Origin of the sequence: Lysobacter sp. FW306-1B-D06B, from assembly GCF_038446665.1 — a bacterium.
Lineage (GTDB): Bacteria > Pseudomonadota > Gammaproteobacteria > Xanthomonadales > Xanthomonadaceae > Lysobacter_J.
Map to the genome: position 1 here is coordinate 2171864 of NZ_CP151802.1, position 20048 is coordinate 2191911.

The 20048-nt window shown below is 67.1% G+C and carries 14 protein-coding genes and 1 pseudogene; 8 read left to right on the forward strand and 7 right to left on the reverse strand.

Going from position 1 to position 20048, the window contains the following annotated elements; translation table 11 throughout:
• Positions 1 to 183 precede the first annotated feature (183 nt).
• From AAFF32_RS10115 to AAFF32_RS10135, 5 genes are all read left to right on the forward strand, one after another.
• Positions 184 to 1272 carry a hypothetical protein gene (locus tag AAFF32_RS10115; protein WP_342315126.1) on the forward strand — a complete coding sequence of 363 codons (1089 nt, stop codon included), beginning with the start codon at positions 184 to 186 and terminating at the stop codon, positions 1270 to 1272.
• An 85-nt stretch (positions 1273 to 1357) separates the two neighbouring features.
• Positions 1358 to 2473: an alpha/beta hydrolase gene (locus AAFF32_RS10120; RefSeq protein WP_342315127.1), complete on the forward strand. Its 1116-nt coding sequence runs from the start codon at positions 1358 to 1360 to the stop codon at positions 2471 to 2473.
• Positions 2474 to 2499: 26 nt separating this feature from the next.
• A complete protein-coding gene (locus AAFF32_RS10125) occupies positions 2500 to 2823 on the forward strand; it encodes a thioredoxin family protein (RefSeq protein ID WP_342315128.1) in 324 nt (107 codons plus the stop codon).
• Between the two features lie 156 nt (positions 2824 to 2979).
• Positions 2980 to 3297 (forward strand): hypothetical protein, encoded by a 318-nt coding sequence (locus AAFF32_RS10130; protein ID WP_342315129.1) that lies wholly within the window; start codon positions 2980 to 2982, stop codon positions 3295 to 3297.
• 55 nt (positions 3298 to 3352) lie between these two features.
• Positions 3353 to 4741, forward strand: coding sequence for an MBL fold metallo-hydrolase (locus tag AAFF32_RS10135; RefSeq protein ID WP_342315130.1), 1389 nt, complete (start codon positions 3353 to 3355; stop codon positions 4739 to 4741).
• 48 nt (positions 4742 to 4789) lie between these two features.
• On the opposite strand, the pseudogene AAFF32_RS10140 reads toward AAFF32_RS10135, so the two are convergent.
• Positions 4790 to 6615 (reverse strand): annotated as a pseudogene (locus tag AAFF32_RS10140) (monovalent cation:proton antiporter-2 (CPA2) family protein).
• Positions 6616 to 6956: 341 nt separating this feature from the next.
• Between AAFF32_RS10140 and AAFF32_RS10145 the strand changes: the two are divergent.
• A complete protein-coding gene (locus AAFF32_RS10145; RefSeq protein WP_216958934.1) occupies positions 6957 to 8267 on the forward strand; it encodes a DEAD/DEAH box helicase in 1311 nt (436 codons plus the stop codon).
• An 86-nt stretch (positions 8268 to 8353) separates the two neighbouring features.
• On the opposite strand, the gene AAFF32_RS10150 is transcribed toward AAFF32_RS10145, so the two are convergent.
• Together AAFF32_RS10150 and AAFF32_RS10155 are read right to left on the reverse strand one after the other, a co-directional pair.
• Positions 8354 to 8782: a nuclear transport factor 2 family protein gene (locus AAFF32_RS10150; protein WP_342315131.1), complete on the reverse strand. Its 429-nt coding sequence runs from the start codon at positions 8780 to 8782 to the stop codon at positions 8354 to 8356.
• Between the two features lie 9 nt (positions 8783 to 8791).
• On the reverse strand, positions 8792 to 9829 hold the full coding sequence (locus AAFF32_RS10155; RefSeq protein WP_216958929.1) for a L,D-transpeptidase: 1038 nt from the start codon (positions 9827 to 9829) through the stop codon (positions 8792 to 8794).
• Positions 9830 to 10015: 186 nt separating this feature from the next.
• Between AAFF32_RS10155 and AAFF32_RS10160 the strand changes: the two genes are divergently transcribed.
• Both AAFF32_RS10160 and AAFF32_RS10165 read left to right on the forward strand, forming a co-directional pair.
• Positions 10016 to 10777, forward strand: coding sequence for an FkbM family methyltransferase (locus AAFF32_RS10160; RefSeq protein WP_216958925.1), 762 nt, complete (start codon positions 10016 to 10018; stop codon positions 10775 to 10777).
• An 859-nt stretch (positions 10778 to 11636) separates the two neighbouring features.
• Positions 11637 to 14057: a hypothetical protein gene (locus tag AAFF32_RS10165; RefSeq protein WP_342315132.1), complete on the forward strand. Its 2421-nt coding sequence runs from the start codon at positions 11637 to 11639 to the stop codon at positions 14055 to 14057.
• Between the two features lie 32 nt (positions 14058 to 14089).
• Here the strand turns inward: AAFF32_RS10165 and AAFF32_RS10170 are convergent, their stop codons facing one another.
• The 4 genes from AAFF32_RS10170 to AAFF32_RS10185 form a co-directional block, all read right to left on the reverse strand.
• Complete coding sequence (locus AAFF32_RS10170; RefSeq protein WP_342317262.1) at positions 14090 to 14767, reverse strand: murein L,D-transpeptidase catalytic domain family protein; 678 nt, start codon at positions 14765 to 14767, stop codon at positions 14090 to 14092.
• A gap of 411 nt (positions 14768 to 15178) precedes the next feature.
• Positions 15179 to 16996, reverse strand: coding sequence for a DUF885 family protein (locus tag AAFF32_RS10175; RefSeq protein ID WP_342315133.1), 1818 nt, complete (start codon positions 16994 to 16996; stop codon positions 15179 to 15181).
• A 154-nt stretch (positions 16997 to 17150) separates the two neighbouring features.
• Entirely contained in the window at positions 17151 to 18974 is a 1824-nt protein-coding gene (locus AAFF32_RS10180; RefSeq protein WP_216958917.1) for a DUF885 family protein, read from the reverse strand.
• A 257-nt stretch (positions 18975 to 19231) separates the two neighbouring features.
• A complete protein-coding gene (locus AAFF32_RS10185; RefSeq protein ID WP_216958914.1) occupies positions 19232 to 20014 on the reverse strand; it encodes a queuosine precursor transporter in 783 nt (260 codons plus the stop codon).
• Between the last annotated feature and the right edge of the window lie 34 nt (positions 20015 to 20048).

Below are 20048 nucleotides of genomic sequence, written 5' to 3' on the forward strand. Positions count from 1 at the left end.
TCCCGAGCCGAGGGTGTCGAAGGTCACGATGACGGGGGCCTTGGGGTTTGTTCGTACAGCGGCGGGACACTCCCGCCCGGGACGGCCGATCCTGCAAAGCCCGTGGCCCGCACGGCCGTCCAATCCCGCCACCCTCGACCGGCCCACCATCGGCCCAATCGCAGGTTCCGCCGGAGGCTCCGCATGCACGCTTCGAACCCGATCCGCCGCCACGGTCTGTGGATGCTGCCCTGGCTGCTTGCGTGGGCAGGCCTGGCCGGCGCGGCCGACACCGGGCCCGTCCTCGTGCCGGTGGAGCACTTCATCGATCTGCCCGACGGCGTGCGCCAGCCCGAAGGCCTCGCCGTCGATCCGGCCACCGGCGAGATCTTCGTCAGCACCTTCGATGCGCGCGAGCCCGAAAGCGCGCGCAACAACCGTCTGCTGCGTTACTCCGCGCAAGGCCGGCTGCTGGCGAGCCGCGCGTTCGGCGCCACGCCTCTCACCGGCGTGGAGGTCCGCGACGGCCACGTCTACGTACTGAACTTCGGCGCTTCGAAACTCCAGCGACTTCCCGTGCGCTTCGATGCGGATACGCCGATCCAGGACGTGTTGTCGTTCAAGGCGCTCACGCCGCCGGAACCGAGCGCGCGCCAGATCGACAACCCCGACGGCAGTCGCGACGCCATCACCTTCGGCGCCAAGGGCTTTCCGGCGATCAACGGCATGGTGTTCGATCGCGCGGGCAACCTGTACGTCTCCGATTCCTTCCAGGGTGCGATCTATCGCATCGAGAAGGCCACGACCTGCGCGCCGTGCACGGTCGTGGCGATCTCGCGCGATCCGCTGCTGGGCACGACCGGCGCGCTGCCGTTCGGCGCCAACGGCCTGGCGTTCAATACGGACGAGTCGCGCATGTACATCAACAATGCCGGCGATGGTCGCGTGCTGCGCATGGACATGCCGTCGGGCCCCGTCAGCGTCCTGGCCGAGAGCGTCTACGGCGCCGACGGCCTGATCTTCCACGATGGCCTGCTGTGGGTGGCTTCCAACCAGACCGACACCGTGGTGGCGCTGGACGAAAACGGCCGCGTGCGCGTGCGTGCCGGGCAGTTCCAGGGCTTGCACGATGGCGCGCCGCGCGGGCTGCTGTTCCCGGCCGCCACGGCGGTGCAGGGCGAGTGGATGATCGTGGCCAATCTCGCGCTGCCGATTACGCCGATGAAGGGCGACGAATGGGAAGAGGACGTGACGCGCTGGACGCTGTCGCGATTCCGCATTCCGCCGCGGTGAACTTCGCGTCGCGGGACGACCGTCACTTGTCGCCGTGAGGACGGCTCCCTAAGCTCCGGCGTTCTTCGGACACCGGGGTTGGAACGTGAAGGGATTCCTGATTGCCGTGCTGATTGCTGCGAGCGCCGCCACGAGCGTGCACGCACAGACCTGCCGCGACACCGCCGCCTACGAGCCGGCGCGCAAGATCGTGGCCGACCTGGGCCGCATCGTCGCGCCCAACGGCGTGCAGGAGTCGTACAAGGTCGCCCTCAACGGCGTGGAGCAATGGGTGAACGTGCGCGGCCAGGACCGCGCCAACCCGATCATCCTGTTCGTGCACGGCGGCCCGGCCTCGCCACTGACGCCGACGCTGTGGCAGTTCCAGCGCCCGCTGGAGGAGTACTTCACGATGGTGACGTACGACCAGCGCGGCGCGGGCAGGACCTTCGTTGCCAACGACGAGGCCCGGGTCGCCGACACCATCCACATTCCCAACTTCGTCGACGACGTGATCGCGATGGCGCAGGACGTACGCAAGCGTTACGGCAAGCGCAAGCTCATCCTGATGGGGCACAGCTGGGGCACGATCATCTCCATGCAGGCGGCGCTGAAGCGGCCGGATCTGTTCCATGCCTACATCGGCGTGGGCCAGGTCATCAACGTGCGCGAGAACGAACGCATCAGCTTCGACTACGCCATGGCCACCGCGAAGGCCAAGGGCAACGCCGAGGCGGTGCGCGAGATGGAGGCCATCGCGCCGTATCCGGGCGACCAGCCGATCACGCGCGAGCGCATCATCGCCGCACGCAAGTGGGCGCAGTACTACGGCGGCCTCACCGCGTACCGTGACGAATCCACTTACTTCTATCGCGCGCCGTTGCTCTCGCCGGAGTACACCGACGCCGAACGCTGCGCGGTGGACGGCGGGAACGTGTTCACGCTGGGGCGCATCCTGCCGGAATTCCTGAAGGTCGACATGTCCGGCGTGCGCGACTTTCCGATTCCAGTGCTGATGTTCATGGGACGCCACGACTACACCACGCCTTCCGAGCCCACGAATGCATGGCTGAAGCAGGTCAGGGCGCCATACAAGCAGGGCGTGTGGTTCGAGAACGCCTCGCACATGATCCCGTGGGAGGAGCCCGGCAAGCTGCTGCTGAGCCTGGTGCAGTACGCGCGCCCGCTCGCGCAGGACGGCGCGGGCGTCACGGCGAGGTAACGCACCATCGCGTCTGCTTGCGCCCGATGAGCTACGTGCGCACCTACACCGACGACGAACCCGCACGCGCGCAGGTCGATGCCTGGGCCGGCGTGTCGGTGCTGGAATTCGGCACGAACTGGTGCGGCTACTGCACCGGCGCGCAGCCGTTCATCGAGGCGGTGCTCGCGCCGCGCGACGACGTTCGCCACGTCAAGGTCGAAGACGGTCCCGGTCGTCCGCTCGGGCGTTCGTACCGGGTGAAGTTGTGGCCGACGCTGATCGTGCTGCGCGATGGCGAAGAGGTCGCGCGCCTCGTGCGTCCTTCGCACGCGGACGAAATCCGACAGGCGCTCGACGCCATCGAATGAGGCGCGCCGCGCGCGTGCATGCCTTCGTTGATGCGGAGGCTGAACCGTGGCCATCGCGCCATCCTTCGTCACGCACATCTCACGCCGGATTGCACGTTGGAATCACGCGCGCTCACCAAGACTTCCACCGTCACGTCCCACACCACGGAGCGCACGATGGACAGCACCGTCGCCAACGCGGCCTACAACGCCAACACATTCCTGTGGTTCTGCATCTTCGCCTTCGGCCTGATCCTGTCGATCCTGTGGATCCTGGTGCCGTTCGCGGTGTTCGGCATCAAGGGCTTGTTGCGCCGCATCGCGCGCAGCCTGGAGGCGATCGAGAAGCAGAACGTCGATCTGCTTGCGGCCTGGAGGGAATACCCGCGTGATTCGCGCGACTATGGTCGGCCCGCGGAGAGCGTGGTCTATCGCGATGTCCGCGCCGACGGGACGGTCGTGCGCGAAGAACGCATCGTGCCGCCTGCGTCCTGAGGCATGCCGTACGCCGTGGTAGCTTGGTCGCGGTTACAACGCGACGAGGCGAAACATGCGTGTGCATTTTCACGGGGCAGCCGGTGAAGTCACCGGCTCGCTGCATGAAGTCGAGGCGGCCGGACGGCGCGTGCTGCTCGACTGCGGGATGATCCAGGGAAGTCCCGAGGCCGAGCGCCGCAATACCGAGCCGTTTCCGTTCGAACCGGCGGCCATCGATGCGCTGGTCATCAGCCACGCGCATATCGACCACATCGGCCGCGTGCCGCTGCTGGTCGCGCGCGGTTTTCGCGGACCGATCTTCGCGCAGGAGGCGTCCGCCGACCTCATGCCGGTGATGCTGATGGACGCCGCGTCCATTTCGGAGGGCGAGGCGGAGCGTCACAACCGCTACCGCCACGACGGCGAACCGCAGGCGCTGCCGCTGTTCACGCGCGAGGACGTGCAGTCGGCGATGGCGTTGGTGCGCCCGCTGCGCTATGACACGCGCACGCAGATCCTGCCGGGAGTCGAACTCACGTTCCGCGAGGCCGGACATATCCTCGGTTCCTCCAGCGTCGAGCTGGAAGCGGACGGTCGCAGGTTGCTCTTTTCCGGCGACCTGGGGCCGAAGGGCACGCCGATCCTGCGCGACCCCGCCCCGATCGACCGCGCCGACCTGGTGCTGATGGAGTCGACGTACGGGGATCGACTGCACCGCGATCGCGCCGAGACGATCCGCGAACTGGGCACCATCCTCGACACGGCCTGGCGCGAAGGCGGCAACGTGCTGATCCCGGCCTTCGCCGTGGGGCGCAGCCAGGAATTGCTGTACTGGTTCGCGCGCCACTGGGACGAATGGAACCTGGCGCGCTGGAGCATCTTCCTGGACAGCCCCATGGCGCAGAAGGTGGTGGCGATCTACGACCGCCATGCCGACCTCTTCGACGAGGATGCGCAGCGCGTGTGGCGCGACAAGCCCACGCCGTTCCGTCTGCCCAATCTGCATTTCACGCAGACGCGCGATGAGTCCATGGCGATCAACCGGATCGAGCGCGGGGCGATCGTGATCGCCGGCTCCGGCATGGCGAACGCAGGGCGGATCCTGCATCACTTCCGCCATCGCCTGGACCGGCGCCAGACGCATGTGGTGTTCGTCGGTTACCAGGCCGAAGGCACGCTCGGCCGGCGGTTGGTCGATGGTGCGCGTTGGGTGCGCATCCATGGACACGATGTGCGCGTGAACGCGCAGCGACATACGGTCGGCGGGCTTTCGGCGCATACCGATCAGCGCGGTTTGATGGCCTGGTATGGCGCCATCGCCGGCGGCGAGGGCATCGCGCATCCGCCATTGGCGCTGGTGCACGGCGAGGATCGCGCGCGCGAAGCGCTGGCCGGCGAGATCGGCGATGCCTGGGGCGTGCACGCCACGCTGGCGCGGCCGGGCTTGACGTTGCAGGTGTGAGGCGCGCATCCCGGCACGTGTGCCGGGATGCAATGCGGGCGCGCGCGATCAGGACGGTTCGCGCGTCGCCTCCGCGGTTTCCGCGGTAAGGGGCGTGGCCGCATGCCGAGGGCGGGTGAACGGCGTCGGCGTCGGCCCGTGCGCCACGTTGCCGATGAGGAGCCTCGTGCCCGCGCGCAGGCCTTCGGACAACTCCAACTGCACGCGTTCGGCATCGCGACGGCGGACGTCCTCGACGATCTCCAGCGCGTCCTCCTTCGGCACGCCGAGCTGGCACAGCGCGGCATGGCCGAACTTCATCGCCGACTCGAACGTCTCGCGCACCTGCACGTCGACGCCGGCATTGATCAGCTCCAACGAATGCTCGCGATCGTAGGAACGCACCAACAGCCGGGCCTGGCTGAATTCCGCCTTGGCCACTTCGACGATGCGGTTGGCGGCATCCTTGTTGTCGATGCACACCGCGATCACCTGCGCGGTATGCGCACCGGACGCACGCAGCACGTCCAGGCGCGTGCCATCGCCGTAGTAGATCTTGAATCCGAAGGTGCTGGCGCTGCGGATCATCTCCACGTCGTTGTCGATGATGGTCACGTCCACGCCGCGCGCGAGCAGCGACTGGCTGACCACCTGGCCAAACCGGCCGAAACCGATCATCAGCACGCTGCCGCTCAGGCCGTCGGCGACATCGACATCGTCCCCCAGCGTGACCTCGTCGCGTTTCAACCACGGCCGCACGGCCAGCGTCACCAGCGGCGTCAGCGCCATCGACAGCACGACGATGGCGGTGAGGTTGGCGTTCTGCGTCGCCGCGATGACGCCGCTGGCGGCGGCGGTGGAGTACAGGACGAAGGCGAACTCGCCGCCCTGCGCCATCAGCGTGGCGCGGTCGAGGGCTTCGTGATGGCTGGAATCCAACAGTCGCGCGACCGCATAGATGCGCAGCGCCTTGACCACCATCATCGCGAGCACGGCGCCGAGGATCTGCACCCAGTTCTCGCGCACCACGGCCAGGTCCAGTGCCATGCCCACGCCGAGGAAGAACAGCCCCAACAGCAGCCCGCGGAAGGGTTCGACGTCGGCCTCAAGCTGATGGCGGAAGGTGGATTCGGAAAGCAGCACGCCGGCCAGGAAGGCGCCCATCGCCATCGACAACCCGCCCAACTGCATCAGCAGCGCCGAACCGAGCACGACCAGCAGCGCGGCGGCGGTCATCACTTCGCGCGCCCGGGCCGCTGCGAGCAGCCGGAACAGCGGGTTCAGCAGCCAGATGCCCGCCGCCACCAGCGCGGCCAGCACGCCGGCGCCTATGCCTATCGAGGCCCAGCGCGAGGTGTCGGCGCTCGGCTCGGCGGGGGACAGCAGCGCCACCAGCATCAGCAGGGGCACGATCAGCAGGTCCTCGAACAGCAGCACGGACACGATCTTCTGGCCCGGGGGCAGGGCGATGTCGCCACGCTCGGCCAGCAGCTGCATCACGATGGCCGTGGAGGTCAGCACGAAGCCCATCGCGCCGATGAAGGCGACCACCGGCGCATAGCCGAACAACAGGCCCACGCCGGTCAGGGCGGCGGTGCAGGCGACGATCTGCAGGGTGCCCAGCCGAAGATCTGCTTGCGCAGGCTCCATAGATGCGAGGGGCGCATTTCCAGGCCGATCAGGAACAGGAACATGACCACGCCCAGCTCGGCGACGTGCAGGATCGCCTGCGGGTCGGAGAACCAGCCCAGGCCGAAGGGGCCGATCACCAGCCCGGCGGCCAGGTATCCCAGCACCGAGCCCAGCCCCAGGCGCCTGAACACGGGCACCGCCACCACGGCCGCCCCAAGCAGGGCCACCACCTTGACCAGATCGTTCGACCCCACATCCGCCATCGTTCGTCCTCATTATGAATCGCACCGGCCCGCGCAGCCTACATGGGTGGCGGGACCGGCCGCTTTCGCGTAGAGTCCGCCCCGTTCAGCGCACGGCTGCCTTCCCCGCAAGGGTACGTTTCCCAGGTATGCCCGCCGTGGACCGCATTGCGGTTCGAGCAAACGGCTTCTATCCCGCACGTCTTTCGTAGCGCAGACACGGCCCGGAGCATCCGGTCGCCGGCCAACACGATCACCGCCGGCGCGGTTCAGGGAACGCCGGGGGCATCACGCGACGTTTCGTCCGTGCCTGCTGCGTTCAGCCGGCACGGCGCGATGGCGCGCATACGGAGCTACATCGCATGACGTTCGAAACCCTCGGGCTTTCGCCCGCGCTGCTGCGCGCGCTGGCCGAACAGAACTACACCACTCCGACGCCGATCCAGGCCCAGGCCATCCCGATGGCGCTGGCCGGCCACGACCTGCTGGGCGGCGCCCAGACCGGCACCGGCAAGACGGCCGCGTTCGGCCTGCCGCTGCTGCACCGCCTGTCCAAGCAGACCTCGCCCAACGGCTTCCGTCGTCCGCGCGCGCTGGTGCTGGTGCCCACGCGTGAACTCGCGGTGCAGGTCAACGACAACCTGCGCGGCTTCGCCAGGCATCTGCGCATGAACATCAGCGCCATCTTCGGCGGCGCCGGCATGGGCCCGCAGGTGGAGATGTTCCGCCGTGGCGTCGATGTGCTCGTCGCCACGCCGGGCCGCCTGATCGACCATCTGGATCGCGGCACCGTCAAGCTCGATTCGATCGAGCTGCTGGTGCTCGACGAAGCCGACCGCATGCTCGACATGGGCTTCCTGCCGGCGATGAAGCGCATCCTCGGCAAGCTTCCGCGCGATCGCCAGACGATGATGTTCTCGGCGACGTTCGAATCGCAGCTCAAGGCGCTCGCCATGGAGTTCATGAGCTCGCCGAAGCAGGTGCAGGTTGCCGCGCAGAACGCCGTGGTCCAGACGATCACGCATCGCGCCCATCCGGTCGACGTCGCCCGCAAGCGTGACCTGCTGGTGTCGATCCTGAGCGCGCGCCACACCGACCAGGCCATCGTGTTCGGTCGCACCAAGCACGGTTGCAACCGCCTGGCCGAGCAGCTGGAAGAGTCGGGCCTGGTTGCCGTCGCGATCCACGGCAACAAGAGCCAGGCGCAGCGTCAGAAGGCGCTGAACCAGTTCAAGGCCGGCAAGGCCCGCGTGCTGGTGGCCACCGACGTCGCCGCGCGCGGCCTGGACATCCCGAACCTGCCGTTGGTCATCAACTACGACCTGCCGATGGTCGCCGAAGACTACGTGCACCGCATCGGCCGCACCGGCCGCAACGGCGCCAGCGGCGAAGCGCTGTCGCTGGTCGCGCCGGAAGAGGGCGGCCTGCTGCGCCAGGTGCAGAACATGCTGAAGTCGGAAGTCGAGCTGGTGGTCGTGGAGGGCTTCGCGCCGAGCCGCGCGATCCAGTTCAACGCGCCGCTGCCGAATCCGCGCCAGAAGCAGGGCGCGCCGCGCAAGGCCGCGCACCGTCCGCACGGCAAGCCTGCGCCGCGCCACGCGCATGCGGGTCCGAAGCAGCATCGCGGCGGCGGCCAGGGCCGCGGCTCGCGCAGCGGCGTTGCCAACGGTTGAGGCACGTCTTCATCGCATGAAGATGCGAAGGCCCGGTCAGTCGACCGGGCCTTTGTCTTTTCGGGGTGCGTTGCGCGAGGCGCGATTCAGGCGTCGCGCGGTCGTTGCAACACGGCCTTCAGCGTTGCGTGTTCGATCGGCGCGGAAGTGTGCTCGTGCACGACTTTCCAGTCCTCTCCACGCCGTTGCAGCACCAGCGTCATCCGGTTCGACAGCGAGCGCACGGCGACGCCGTCCTTCGACTGCGCGGTGTAGGTGACGGTGGCGTGGCCGTATGCGATGGCGCCTGCGATCGATGACTGGATGTCGTCGAACGAGACCACAACGCATTCGTCGCCGAGCGAGCCGAACCAGCCCTGTGCCATGCGCCGCCACGCGGCGAGTCCCCGCAGCGACCAGTCGCCCCACATGTCGAAGACGTGCAGGTCGTCGTCGTAGAGCCGGACGAACGCCTCGACGTCCTTCGCCAGCACGGCGTCCCGATAGGCATGCAAGGTGGCGAGGATCGGATCCATGGCAAGGCCTCAGGTTTCCGGCGGGTCGGAGTCGAGCACCTGCACCGGGGCGCCTTCGGTGGTCTGCGTCTGCACGCGTTCGTCGGTGACCAGCATCACCACTCCGGGCGTAAGCAGCGGCAGCACCGCGGCGACGAAATCGTGCGGAATCACCACGCGATCGATCGTCTCCGGTCCCAGCAGCTGACCGGCCGCCGGGCCGTTGCCCGGAATGCCGATCGTGCTCCAGTTAGGCATCCGTGTGCCGGGCAGCAGCGGGTTGTCGCCGGACATGAAACCGTCCTTGACGATGTACGCGTGCGTGCCCAGCGGTTGTTCCGGCTGCCGGATCAGCACGCGCGAGCGGCCGATCTCGATGCCGTTGCGATAGACGATCACCTGGCCATCGGCTGCACTGAGCAGGATCGACACCGGGCCTTCAGTCGACACTTCCGGTCGCCAACGGTACTTCTGCCCGGCCTGGAGCGGCGGAATCGCGGCCTCGGCGCCCGTGTTGGGATTGATCGGGATCAGCGCGCCCGGATGCGCCGTGTCTTCCGGCGAACGGCCTTCCTGCGAAACGACCACGACCATGCCCATGTTCGACGAGTCGAACAGCAGCCGCGCGAATTCCGAAGGCAGATGCACGCAGCCGTGCGATTCCGGATAGCCCGGCAGGCCGCCCGCGTGCAGCGCGACGCCGTCCCACGTCAGCCGTTGCATGTAGGGCATCGGTGCGGCGTTGTAGAGGCTGGAGCGATGGTCCTTGTCCTTTTGGAGGATCGTGAACACGCCCGTCGGGGTTTCGTAGCCCTTGCGCCCCGTACTGACCGTGCTGACGCCGATGGGGATGCCATTGCGGTACACCACCGCGCGCTGGTCCGACAGGCTCACCACGACGGCCAGCGGGCCGGCGCGATTGTCGCCGCCCCAGATCCACTCGCCCGGCTTGAGTTGCGACGGCGCCGTGCCGGCGGGGCTGGATTGCCGCGCGCCCCACATCGGAACCGCCGCGTCCGCGAGGCAGGCATACAGGGTGAGTGACAGGGCCAGGAGCAGGCGTGTCATCGCGATATCCATTCGACGGGTTGGGCAGCGTAGCGTGAAGCAAATTACTTCTGCCACCGCCGGCGCCCGGCCGCTTTTTCAGACGGTTCTCATTTTTCTTGGTGCGCTCGACCTCCAAGATCTGTTGCCATAACCGAGCACCCTTGCGGGTCGGTTTCCCTGTCGTTTCATATCCTGAGTCGCCGCATGAACAACCTGCACAGCCCCACCGAAGGCATTCCCCAGCTCTGGAAGACGCGCTACGGCGTCATGAATTCCGTTCCTGGTCGCTGCCCGGCCTCCCGTTCGCTCGCGCAGTACGGTGAGTGGATCGAACAGGAGCTCGACCTGCTCAGCGAGATCGTGTCCGACCACCAGTTCGTGCTTGAGATGGGCAGCGAATACGGTGCGCATGCGCTCTGGTTCGCGCGCGCCGTGGGCGATCGTGGCCAGGTCCACGTCATCGAACCGCGCCGCATGGTGATGCAGCAGCTGTGCGCCAACGTCGCGCTCAATGGCCTATCGAATGTGCACACGCACCCGATGTGGCTGGGTCGCATGGAAGGCGTGGCCGAACTCGGCACGCTGGTGCCGAGCGTGGAAAGCGTCAGCGAGCGCCGCGAGCGAGTGCCGGTCAAGACGCTCGACGACCTGAACCTCGATGCGCTGCACCTGCTCAAGATCAACTATGCGGGAGAGCTTTGCTCGGTCCTCGATGGCGCGGCCGCCACCATCCGCAAGCACCGCCCGGCCCTGTATTTCCGCATGGGCGATCAGGACATGGCGGAGGAAGAAATCCGTCGCGTGAAGGACCTCGGCTACCGCTGCTGGTCGCACCTGCCGTACCTGTATTCGCGCAACAACCAGGTCGGTAACGCGCTCAACATCTTCCCGGGTCGCGTGTATCAGAACGTGATCGCCGTACCTCAGGAAGGCGGTGTGATCTTCGAGAGACTGATCGAGCTGTAACGGCCGGCGAGTCTGACCGGAGCGGGGGGCGGGGATGACGACAGCAGGGAAGAGGCGGAGGATTGCGACCGGGCTTGCTCCGCGCATCAGGGCAACGCTGGTTCCGGCTTCATTCGTTGCACTGATGTTCTCGATGCACGGGGCCGCCCCGGCATCGCCCCCCGCGGATTCCGCAACTGTCGAACAAGGCCAGCCCCCTCCGCCGACCTACCTTGGCGCGGCGAAGGGGGCGACCCCGACCCCGACCGCTCCAACCGCTGGTGAGCCCACGAAGCGCAGGTCGTGGATGTTCTGGCGGCGCAAGAAACCCGCTCCGCCAAGACCCGTCAGTCCGCCGCCTCGTGCGCCCGTCAGCGGATTCGGGCAATACCCCGGGGGCGCCGGCTGGTCGGAGGTCGCCAGTCCCGCCGCCGAGACTGTCGATAAGGTGGAGCCATTGCCTCCGCCATCTACGCCGCCCCGACCTGTCCGTGCTGATCGGCGGGCCGGAAGTGCGCGGCATGCGACGACCTCAGCCGTGCGTGTCCGCCAGAGGAACGCGGGCGTGGTTCGTCCAGCGGTCGAACTCCAAGCGACGCCCGTCGAGTCGGGTGGCGAAGTAACCGCGAATGCTGTGACGGAAAGCGCAGGGCCGCTTCCCTTGGCAAACGACGAGCCGCTGCGCAAAGCCTCAGAGCGGCCAAGTTACGTGACGTCCTTCTTCGACACGCGCGATGTCGAGGAAACGGGCGGCGGCGATACGCAACAAGCGCCGGCCCCCGTAGTTGCCGCCAATGCAGTTGGTCGTGAAGCAACTCCTCCCGCGCCATCCCCCACAGTAATCAATCGCGCCTCCGTAGCACCTGAGGATTCGAGCGTCGTGGCGGTAGCTACGGCCAGTATCGGCCGCGAGGGCGCTGGCATGGGGTTCGCGTCGGCCGTTCCATGGAAGCTCGTGCTGCCCGTCGCCGGCCTTGCCGCATTCGGCCTGTTTCTGCCCGGCATCGCGAGGCGAAAACGTCAGAGAACACTGAAAATGAATAACCGGAACTTGGATGCACCGCCCTCGGATCCGATCCCGAACGAACAGACCGGGCATGCGATCGGCGCCAAGGTGCAGATGTTGGCCGGAGAAGGGACTTGGGAGCCGAACCACGAGTCCCACCGCGCCCCGTGGGAAGCGCCGTCGAGCACAGAGGCGGGCTTCGCGCATCGATTCCGGGCCGGCAGCGAGGCGGCAGACGGCCTGCTGTTCGTCGAAGACATCGAGAGCGAGAGCGCCGAATCGGCGGCGACCGCACCCAGGCCGGTTACGCCGATGCTGCTCGAATCCGTTCACGCGACCGTGGAACCCGTCCGGCCCGGTCCTCCTCTGGTGTTTGCGGCCGCGCAAGCAATGGATCCAAGCGCAGCGGCGTCTGTCCCCGCCGAACGGAGCTCATCGGTCACGGCCGCGCCCACGGTTGAATCGCACGTCGTCAACGACAGGCTCGAAGCGATCGTCAACGCACAGGCCGCGATGCCCGAAGGCACCGCGAACCGCATTGCGCCTCCCTCCTTCTTCAACGAATCGCCGGCAGTCGCAACGCGTCCGGACGAGCGGGGCACCGGCGCGTCAGCGAAAGCGACGCCCTCCGTTTCCGTGCCGCTGGTCGACCTGCAGGCGCTGGGCATTCTCGCGACGCCCGGCCGCGCCACGGAGTCACTCGTGGCGGAGCCCGCCCACTCCGCCACGGAGCCGCTCCCCGCTGCGGCACCGGAGCCGACGCCCGACATTCCGCATGCCAGCGTTCCGACTCCCTCCGCCGATGATTCCGTTGAAGAAGCGCGGGCGCTCCTGGAGGCGGGCCATCCGCATCAGGCACTGGCCGTGCTGGGTTCAGTGCAGGTCCCGTCGCCAGCGTCGATGGACGTGTTGGAGCTGACTGCCTTCGCCTGGTCGCTCATCGCGCGCGACAGCGGCGCGTCGACGGCGTATGCCGGGGCGGCCGATGCGCTGGAGCAACTCCTCGAGCGCGATCCGGAACATCCGGCGGGCTGGTACCGGGTAGGGCACTACCGGTTGCATCAGGCCGGTGCCGAGCGGGGCGCGGACCAGCGCCAGACGCTGGAGTCGGCCGTCGTCGCCATGCAGCGGGCCGTGGACCGGTCGGAGCGGGCCGATCCCGACAGTCTCCTCGCGCTCGGCGAAGCGCTGGCGCAGCGGGCGGCAGCCACGCCCTCGGACGAGGGGCAGGAGCGGAAGGCCGCAGGGTTCGCCGAAGCTGCCGTGGCGTTCCGCGACGCCGCAAATCTCCTTCGCGATCCGGCCTCGAGTGGCCACTGGAACCTGCAGGAAGCACTGCAGGCACAGGCACGTGCTTCGGCGTCGCCGGATGCGGCGAAGCTTCGCATGGAGGCCGATGCGCTTCTCGCCGCCGGCCTCAAGACGGTAGAAGCGGACCACCGCGCGCTCTGGTACGCGGCGAAGGTGGAGAACGAACTGGCGCATGCCGCCCTCGCGGGAGGCGCCACGCGCGTGCTGCATTTGCGCAACTTCCGTAACAGCTACTGCGACGTCCTCACGGGCCCCGATGCCACGCCGGACATGATGCTGAGCTGGCTGGAACTCATCACGCTGGAAATCACCCATCTGCGCGGGGATGCCGCACGCGCGCGCTTCACTGAGGGTGATGCGATCCTGCAGCGCCTGGAAGCGATGCTTCCTGGCAACCCGCACGTCGCACACGCGCGTGCGCGATTGCTTCGCCGCCGCGCTGCCCATGCCGGCGAGGGCTCGCGAGCGAACGTGTTGACCGACGCGCTGCAGTGCGTGGTCCCCTTCGTCGACCGGGCCGGCGAGCCGCAACTGCGATTGGAAGCCGCCGAACTGATGCTCGAACGTGCCGCCTGCCTCCCGACCGCGCAGGCACACGACGATTTCATCCGAGTGGATGGACTCGTCGCGACATTGCTGAACCATGGGGCGCTGGCCGTTCCCGCCATGCGCTGCCACGTTGAAGCGAAGCTGGGATTGGCGCAGCCCGTGGACACGGCCGTACGGCAGCGGCTGAGCGAAATGGGCTTACAGGACGTTCGCGCGCGCCAGGCGCTCGCCAGGCTTGCCCTGCGCGACGGCGACGCGCGCACGGCCTGCGAACACTGCGAAGCCGCCGCGCGATTGCAGATCGACGGACGAGCCGATGCGCCGCTGCTGCAACTGTGGGAGCAGGCGAGCCGCCAGTGGGCGTCGACCACCCCGGTGCCATCCCGCGATGCGGCGTGGCAAGCGAACCGTCAGCGATTGCGTGCGGCGAGCTGACGGCCGACGCACCGCCCTCACGCGCGCAGGATTCAGCCCGAGGCCGGGTGTCCGGTGTCGGGCCGATGCGCAAACCCTTCGCGCTGGGCTCGCACCGCAGGGCAATTGAGCAGCGCCGAGCGTGCCAGCCATGCCTGGTCGGGGTAGTACGAAAACACGAACTGGCCGTCCTTGAGCAGGTCGATCATCGGTTTGGCGACCACGCTGCGCACGGCAGGGCAGCCCCAACTGCGGCCGAGCCGGCCCATGCGCCGGCCTTGTTCGGGATCGACGTACGGAGCGCCGTGCATCACGATCGCGCGCGCCATGGCGGCATCGTTCACGCCCGGCTCGAGACCGCGCATGCGCAGCGAATACCCGTTCTTGCCGGTGTACGTGTCGGCGGTGACGAACAGCCCGATGCTGGACTGGTGGCTCCCATCGCGGTTGGAGAACCGCGTGGCGAGGTTGTCGCCCGAGCCCTGTCCGTGCGCGACGACTTCCTCGTACAACAGCTTTCCGGCGTTTAGATCGAACACCCACAGGCGCGGCACGAGCGAGGGGCGGCTGTAATCGATCACCGCCAGTCGCCGGGCGGCGGCGCCGATGCCGCTGGCCTGCGCGCACTCCATGGCCGAGACGGCGAGGTCGAGCACCTTCGGATCGGCACCCGGTGCCAGACGCGACAACCAGCGTCCACCCGGCTCGAGAGTAGGCAAGGTCGGGAGCATCGAGACGGATTTGCGCGGCGGCCCGACACGATCGGCCTGCGCAAGGACAGGCACGGCAAGCAGGGTGGCGGCGGCGAAGAGAAGACGAAGTGCGGCGGGCATGGCAAGGGAAGGTGCGGGTCGATGCAGGCATCGACGGAGGCACCCGGAGCGGCATCCGCACAGGCGCAGGAATGGCGAATATAGGTCCCTTACGGCGTGTTGCAAGGCGAGCGCGGGTGATCGGGGACGCGCGGTTCAGTTCAGGCAGATGAACGCGCTGGCGCCAATGGACGCGGAGCCCCGAATCCGCCGTACAGCGAGGGCCGGGCGCAGCAAGCGCATGGGAGACCGCAGCAAACAAAACGGCCGGACCTCGCGGCCCGGCCGTTTCGTATTTGAGCGACGGCGCGACGCATCGCGCCGCGGCCATCAGCCCTTCTTGCTTGCGATCCAGCGGTCGATCTTCTGCTCCAGCACCGCCAGCGGCACGGCGCCGTCCTTGAGCACTTCATTGTGGAACTCGCGCACGTCGAACTTGGCGCCCAGTTCCTTCTCGGCCTTCGCGCGCAGTTCCTTGATCTTCAACTCGCCGATCTTGTACGCCAGCGCCTGGCCGGGCCATGCGATGTAACGCTCGGCTTCGGCCACGGCGGTGGTGTCGCTGACGGCCGAGTTCTCCTTCATGTACGCAATGACCTGATCGCGCGTCCAGCCCTTGCTGTGCAGGCCGGTATCGGTGACCAGACGGATCGCGCGCCACAGTTCGTTCTGCAGGTAACCGAAGTACGAGTACGGATCGGTGTACACGCCCAGGTCCTTGCCCAGCGATTCGGCGTACAGGCCCCAGCCTTCGGCGAACGCGCTCTGGATGCTCCAGCGACGGAACGCCGGCATGTCCTTCAGCTCGATCTGCGTGGCGATCTGGAAGTGATGGCCCGGGATCGCCTCATGCAGGTACAGGTCTTCCGCGTCCCAGATCTTGCGCGAGGGCAGGTCGTAGGTGTTGACGTAGAAGATGCCCGGGCGCGTGCCGTCTTCGCTCGGCGGATAGTACTGGCCGCCGGCCGCGGACTTCTCGCGGAACGGCTCGACCGGGCGGATCTCGAACGGCGACTTCGGGATCACCGAGAACTGCGTCGGGACCTTCTCGTTGATCTTCGCTTCCAGGCCGCGGTAGTACTTGAGCAGCTCATCCTGGCTCTTGAACTCGAACTTCTTGTCGGTCTGCACGTACTTGAAGAAGTCCTGCAGCGAGCCCTTGAAGCCCACTTCCGTCATCACCTTCTGCATCTCGCCGTGGATGCGTGCGACCTCGTCCAGACCGATCTGGTGGATCTGCGCCGGCGTCAGGTCGGTGGTGGTGCTCTGCTTGGCGTTGTAGGCGTACCACGCCGCGCCGTTGGGCAGCTTGTCCAGGCCGAAGGTGTCGCGCGTCTTGGGCAGGTATTCGTCGTTGATGAAGACGCGCAGCTTCTTGTACGCCGGCATCAGCTGCTCGGCGATCATCTTGCGATAGGCCTCCGTCAGGCGCGTCTTGTCGGCGTCGCTGAAGTCCTTGGGCATGTTGGTGATCGGACCCCAGAAGAGCGTGTCTTCCGGCTTGTCCTTGATCAGCGCGTCCAGCTGCGGGACGACCTTCTCCATCAGGGCCTTGGGCTGCACGACGCCGGCGGCGATGCCTTGCTTCATGTTGGCGATCTCGGTGTCGAACAGCACCGGGATGCGCGCGCCACGGGCGAGCCAGTTGTCGTAGTCCTGCACGGTCTTGAACGGCTGCGCGCCGCTGCCCGAACCGAACTGCACGGCGAGGCTGGCGGTGCTGTCCATCTGGTTCACCGGCGTCATCCAGCCCGGGAACTGGAAGGATTCGATCTGATCCTTCGCGTCCTTGGTGAAGATCTCGTAGTTGAGCAGGTCCTGGCCGGTCAGGCCCTCGGAACCCACGGCCTGGACCTTGGCCAGCCAGTCTTCGAGGAATTTCTTCGACTCGTCGCGGTACTGCTGCGAACCGAAGTCGGGCAGCTCGGCGTTGTAACGCGTGTCACCGGTGAAGGTCGCCAGCACCGGGTTGCGCTTCAGGTACGCCTCCCAGAAATCCGTGTAGAGCTTGTTGAGCTGATCGGCCTTGGCCTGCGCGTTCTGCGTGGTGGCGGGCGTGCCGGTGACGGCGGTGTCGGTGGCGGGTTTGGAGCAGCCGGCGACGGCCGCGGAGACGGCGAGGGCAAGCAACAGCGGACGGAACTTCATGGAGTTCTCCTGGTGGTGTCTGGTGGGGTTTGCTCCTCCTCCTGCGCGCAGGGGGAGGTTGGGAGGGGGTTGAGGCGCGCCAGCGCCGAGCGTACCGCGAACCACTTCGCCCCTCCCCAACCCTCCTCTGCATTCGCAGGGGAGGGAGTAGTCATCAGCCCTTCTTCTCCGCGATCCAGCGGTCGATCTTGCCTTCGAGGATTTCCAGCGGCACCGAGCCGTCCTTCAACACCTCGGCATGGAATTCGCGCACGTCGAACTTCGGGCCCAGCGCCTTCTCGGCCTTCGCGCGGACTTCCTTGATCTTCAACTCGCCCATCTTGTACGCCAGCGCCTGGCCGGGAATGGCCATGTAGCGTTCGGCTTCGGCGGTGGACTGGGTTTCGCTTTCGGCGGAGTTGTCGAGCATGTACTTGATCACCTGCTCGCGCGTCCAGCCCTTGCTGTGCAGGCCGGTATCGACGACCAGGCGGATGGCGCGCCACAGTTCGTTCTGAAGGTAACCGAAGTAGTTGTACGGATCGGTGTACACGCCCAGGTCCTTGCCGAGCGACTCGGCGTACAGCCCCCAGCCTTCGCTGAAAGCGATCTCGCTGCCGAAGCGGCGGAACTTCGGCAGCCCGGTGAGCTCCTGCTGCAGCGCGAGCTGGAAGTGGTGGCCCGGGATCGCCTCGTGCAGGTACAGGTCTTCCGCATCCCACGTCTTGCGCGTGGGCAGGTCGTAGGTGTTGACGTAGAAGATGCCCGGACGGCTGCCATCCTGGCTCGGGCGCATGTACGAACCGCCCGCCGCCGACTGCGCGCGGAACGGCTCGACCGGGCGGATCTCGAACGCCGCCTTGGGAATCAGCGAGAACTGCTCCGGGATCTTCTGGTTGATCTTGTCTTCCAGCCCGCGGTAGTACGCCAGCAGCGACGGCTCATCGGCGAACGAGAAGCGCGGGTCGTTCTGCATGAACTTGAAGAAGTCCGACATCGACCCCTTGAAGCCCACCTGCTTCATCACGCCCTCGATCTGGCCGTGGATGCGCTTCACTTCGTCCAGGCCGATCTGGTGGATCTGCGCGGGCGTGAGGTCGGTCGTCGTCGAGTTGCGCGCGTTGAAGGCGTACCACGCCGCGCCGTTGGGCAGTGCATCCAGGCCGGACGTGGCGCGCGTCTTGGGCAGATAGTCGTTGGCGATGAAATCGCGCAGTTCGCGATACGCCGGCATCAGCTGCTTCTCGATCAGCTGCTTGTACTGCGAGGTGAGGCGCTGCTTGTCGGCGTCGCTGAAATCGGCGGGGAAGTTCTTGACCGGCCCCCAGAACAGCGTGTCCTCGGCCTTGTCCTTGATCAGCGCGTCCAGCTGCGGGATCACCTTCACCATCAGCGCGCGCGGCTGCACGACGCCGCTCTTCATGCCTTCGCGCGAATTGGCGATGGCCTGGTCGAAGATCGCCGGCGCCTGCGCGGCGCGCTTGAGCCAGTTGTCGTAATCCTTGACCGTCTTGAACGGCTGCGCGCCGGTGCCGGTGCCCAACTGCACGAAGGTCGCGGCGAAGTTGTAGAACTGATTGATCGGCTGCTGCCAGGTCGGGAATTTCTCCGCTTCCAGCGAATCCTCGCGATCGCGCACGAAGATCTCGTAACTCAGCAGGTCCTGGCCCGACAACCCGTCGCTGCCCACGTCCTTCACCGACTTGAGCCAGCGCGTGTTGAACTCGTGCATCTGCTGGCGGTACTGCGCCGACAGCGTGTTCGGCAACTGGTCGTTGTAACGGTTGTCGCCCTGGAACGTCGCCTGCAGCGGGTTGAGCTTGAGCAGCTCATCCCAGTACTGCTCGTACATCGCGTTCAGACGCGTGGCTTTGGCGCTCTGCGTGGCAGTGGCGGCCGGCGCCTGCGCGAAGGCGGCGGAGGGCAGGGCGGCGGTGACGCCCAGGACGAGGGCAATGGCGAGCGGAAGGCGGAGGAACGGGCGCGCAGGATGCGGCATGGGAAAGTCCGGGTTGACGGGCGACCCCGAAGGCTCGCCCGGCCACCCCGGGGTGGCATGGGCCGAAGGTCATGCGTGCGGGGCGGGCGTCGCGTTTTGCGGGGCATGCGGCGATAGCTGTCATTCCCGCGAAGGCGGGGTGTTTTGGGCCGCCGCATGGCGGCACCATCCAACGCGCAGGCGTATCACCCTCTCCAGAAGGCGTGATGGTCCGGATGGTTGGATCCCCGCCTTCGCGGGGATGACGGCAACAATCCCTACGCGGCCGCCTGCTCGCGCAGCTCCTGCGCGCGCGCCTCGCCCAGGTAGCGCGTGATGCCCGCGCGCACCAGATAGATCAGCGGAATCAGCGCGATCGCCGCCAGCATCTTGTAGGCGTAATTGACCGTGCTGACCGCGAGGAACAGCGAGGTTGGCCACTTCTGCGGCCCCAGCACGAAGGCGATGTAGAGCACGACGAAGCTGTCCACCAGCTGCGAGACGGCGGTCGAACCGGTCGCGCGCAACCACACCCACTTCTCTCCGGTGACGCTGCGGATGCGGTGGAATACCGCCACGTCGATGAGCTGGCCGATCATGAAAGCCACCAGCGAGCCGGCGATCGTCCACAACCCCTGGCCGAACACCGCCGCGAACGCCGCCTGGTAGTCGTCCACGCCCTGCGACTGCGCGGCCTTCACCCACCAGTCCGCCGGCGCGATGGCGATCGCGGCGAAGGCGAACACGAAGCCGTACACGATCAGGCCCGCCGCGAGCCACGAGATCATGCGCACGCCGCGACGGCCGAAGAACTCATTGATGACGTCGGTCATCAGGAACACCACCGGCCACAGCAACGTGCCGGCGGTGAAGCTCAGCGAACCGGTCTGGCCGAACAGGTTCCAGTGCAGCGGATCGATGCCCAGCGTTTCTTCCAGCGCGAAGATCTTCACGCCGATGAACTCGGCCAGCACCGCGTTCACGCAGAAGAACCCGGCAAGCACGATGAACAGTCGCACCGCGCGATCGTCGAGCGTGCGTGCGACGACGAATTGGGACACGGGTTCGCTCACGGTGCGCTTCTCCCCTTCACGC

Bases quoted from the DNA above. Each gene is read 5' to 3' on its own strand.
- AAFF32_RS10180 (WP_216958917.1), bottom strand. From the start codon at position 18,974: ATGCCGCATCCTGCGCGCCCGTTCCTCCGCCTTCCGCTCGCCATTGCC.
- AAFF32_RS10150 (WP_342315131.1), bottom strand. From the start codon at position 8,782: ATGGATCCGATCCTCGCCACCTTGCATGCCTATCGGGACGCCGTGCTG.
- AAFF32_RS10130 (WP_342315129.1), top strand. From the start codon at position 2,980: ATGGACAGCACCGTCGCCAACGCGGCCTACAACGCCAACACATTCCTG.
- AAFF32_RS10175 (WP_342315133.1), bottom strand. From the start codon at position 16,996: ATGAAGTTCCGTCCGCTGTTGCTTGCCCTCGCCGTCTCCGCGGCCGTC.
- AAFF32_RS10125 (WP_342315128.1), top strand. From the start codon at position 2,500: ATGAGCTACGTGCGCACCTACACCGACGACGAACCCGCACGCGCGCAG.
- AAFF32_RS10155 (WP_216958929.1), bottom strand. From the start codon at position 9,829: ATGACACGCCTGCTCCTGGCCCTGTCACTCACCCTGTATGCCTGCCTC.
- AAFF32_RS10115 (WP_342315126.1), top strand. From the start codon at position 184: ATGCACGCTTCGAACCCGATCCGCCGCCACGGTCTGTGGATGCTGCCC.
- AAFF32_RS10160 (WP_216958925.1), top strand. From the start codon at position 10,016: ATGAACAACCTGCACAGCCCCACCGAAGGCATTCCCCAGCTCTGGAAG.
- AAFF32_RS10145 (WP_216958934.1), top strand. From the start codon at position 6,957: ATGACGTTCGAAACCCTCGGGCTTTCGCCCGCGCTGCTGCGCGCGCTG.
- AAFF32_RS10135 (WP_342315130.1), top strand. From the start codon at position 3,353: ATGCGTGTGCATTTTCACGGGGCAGCCGGTGAAGTCACCGGCTCGCTG.
- AAFF32_RS10170 (WP_342317262.1), bottom strand. From the start codon at position 14,767: ATGCTCCCGACCTTGCCTACTCTCGAGCCGGGTGGACGCTGGTTGTCG.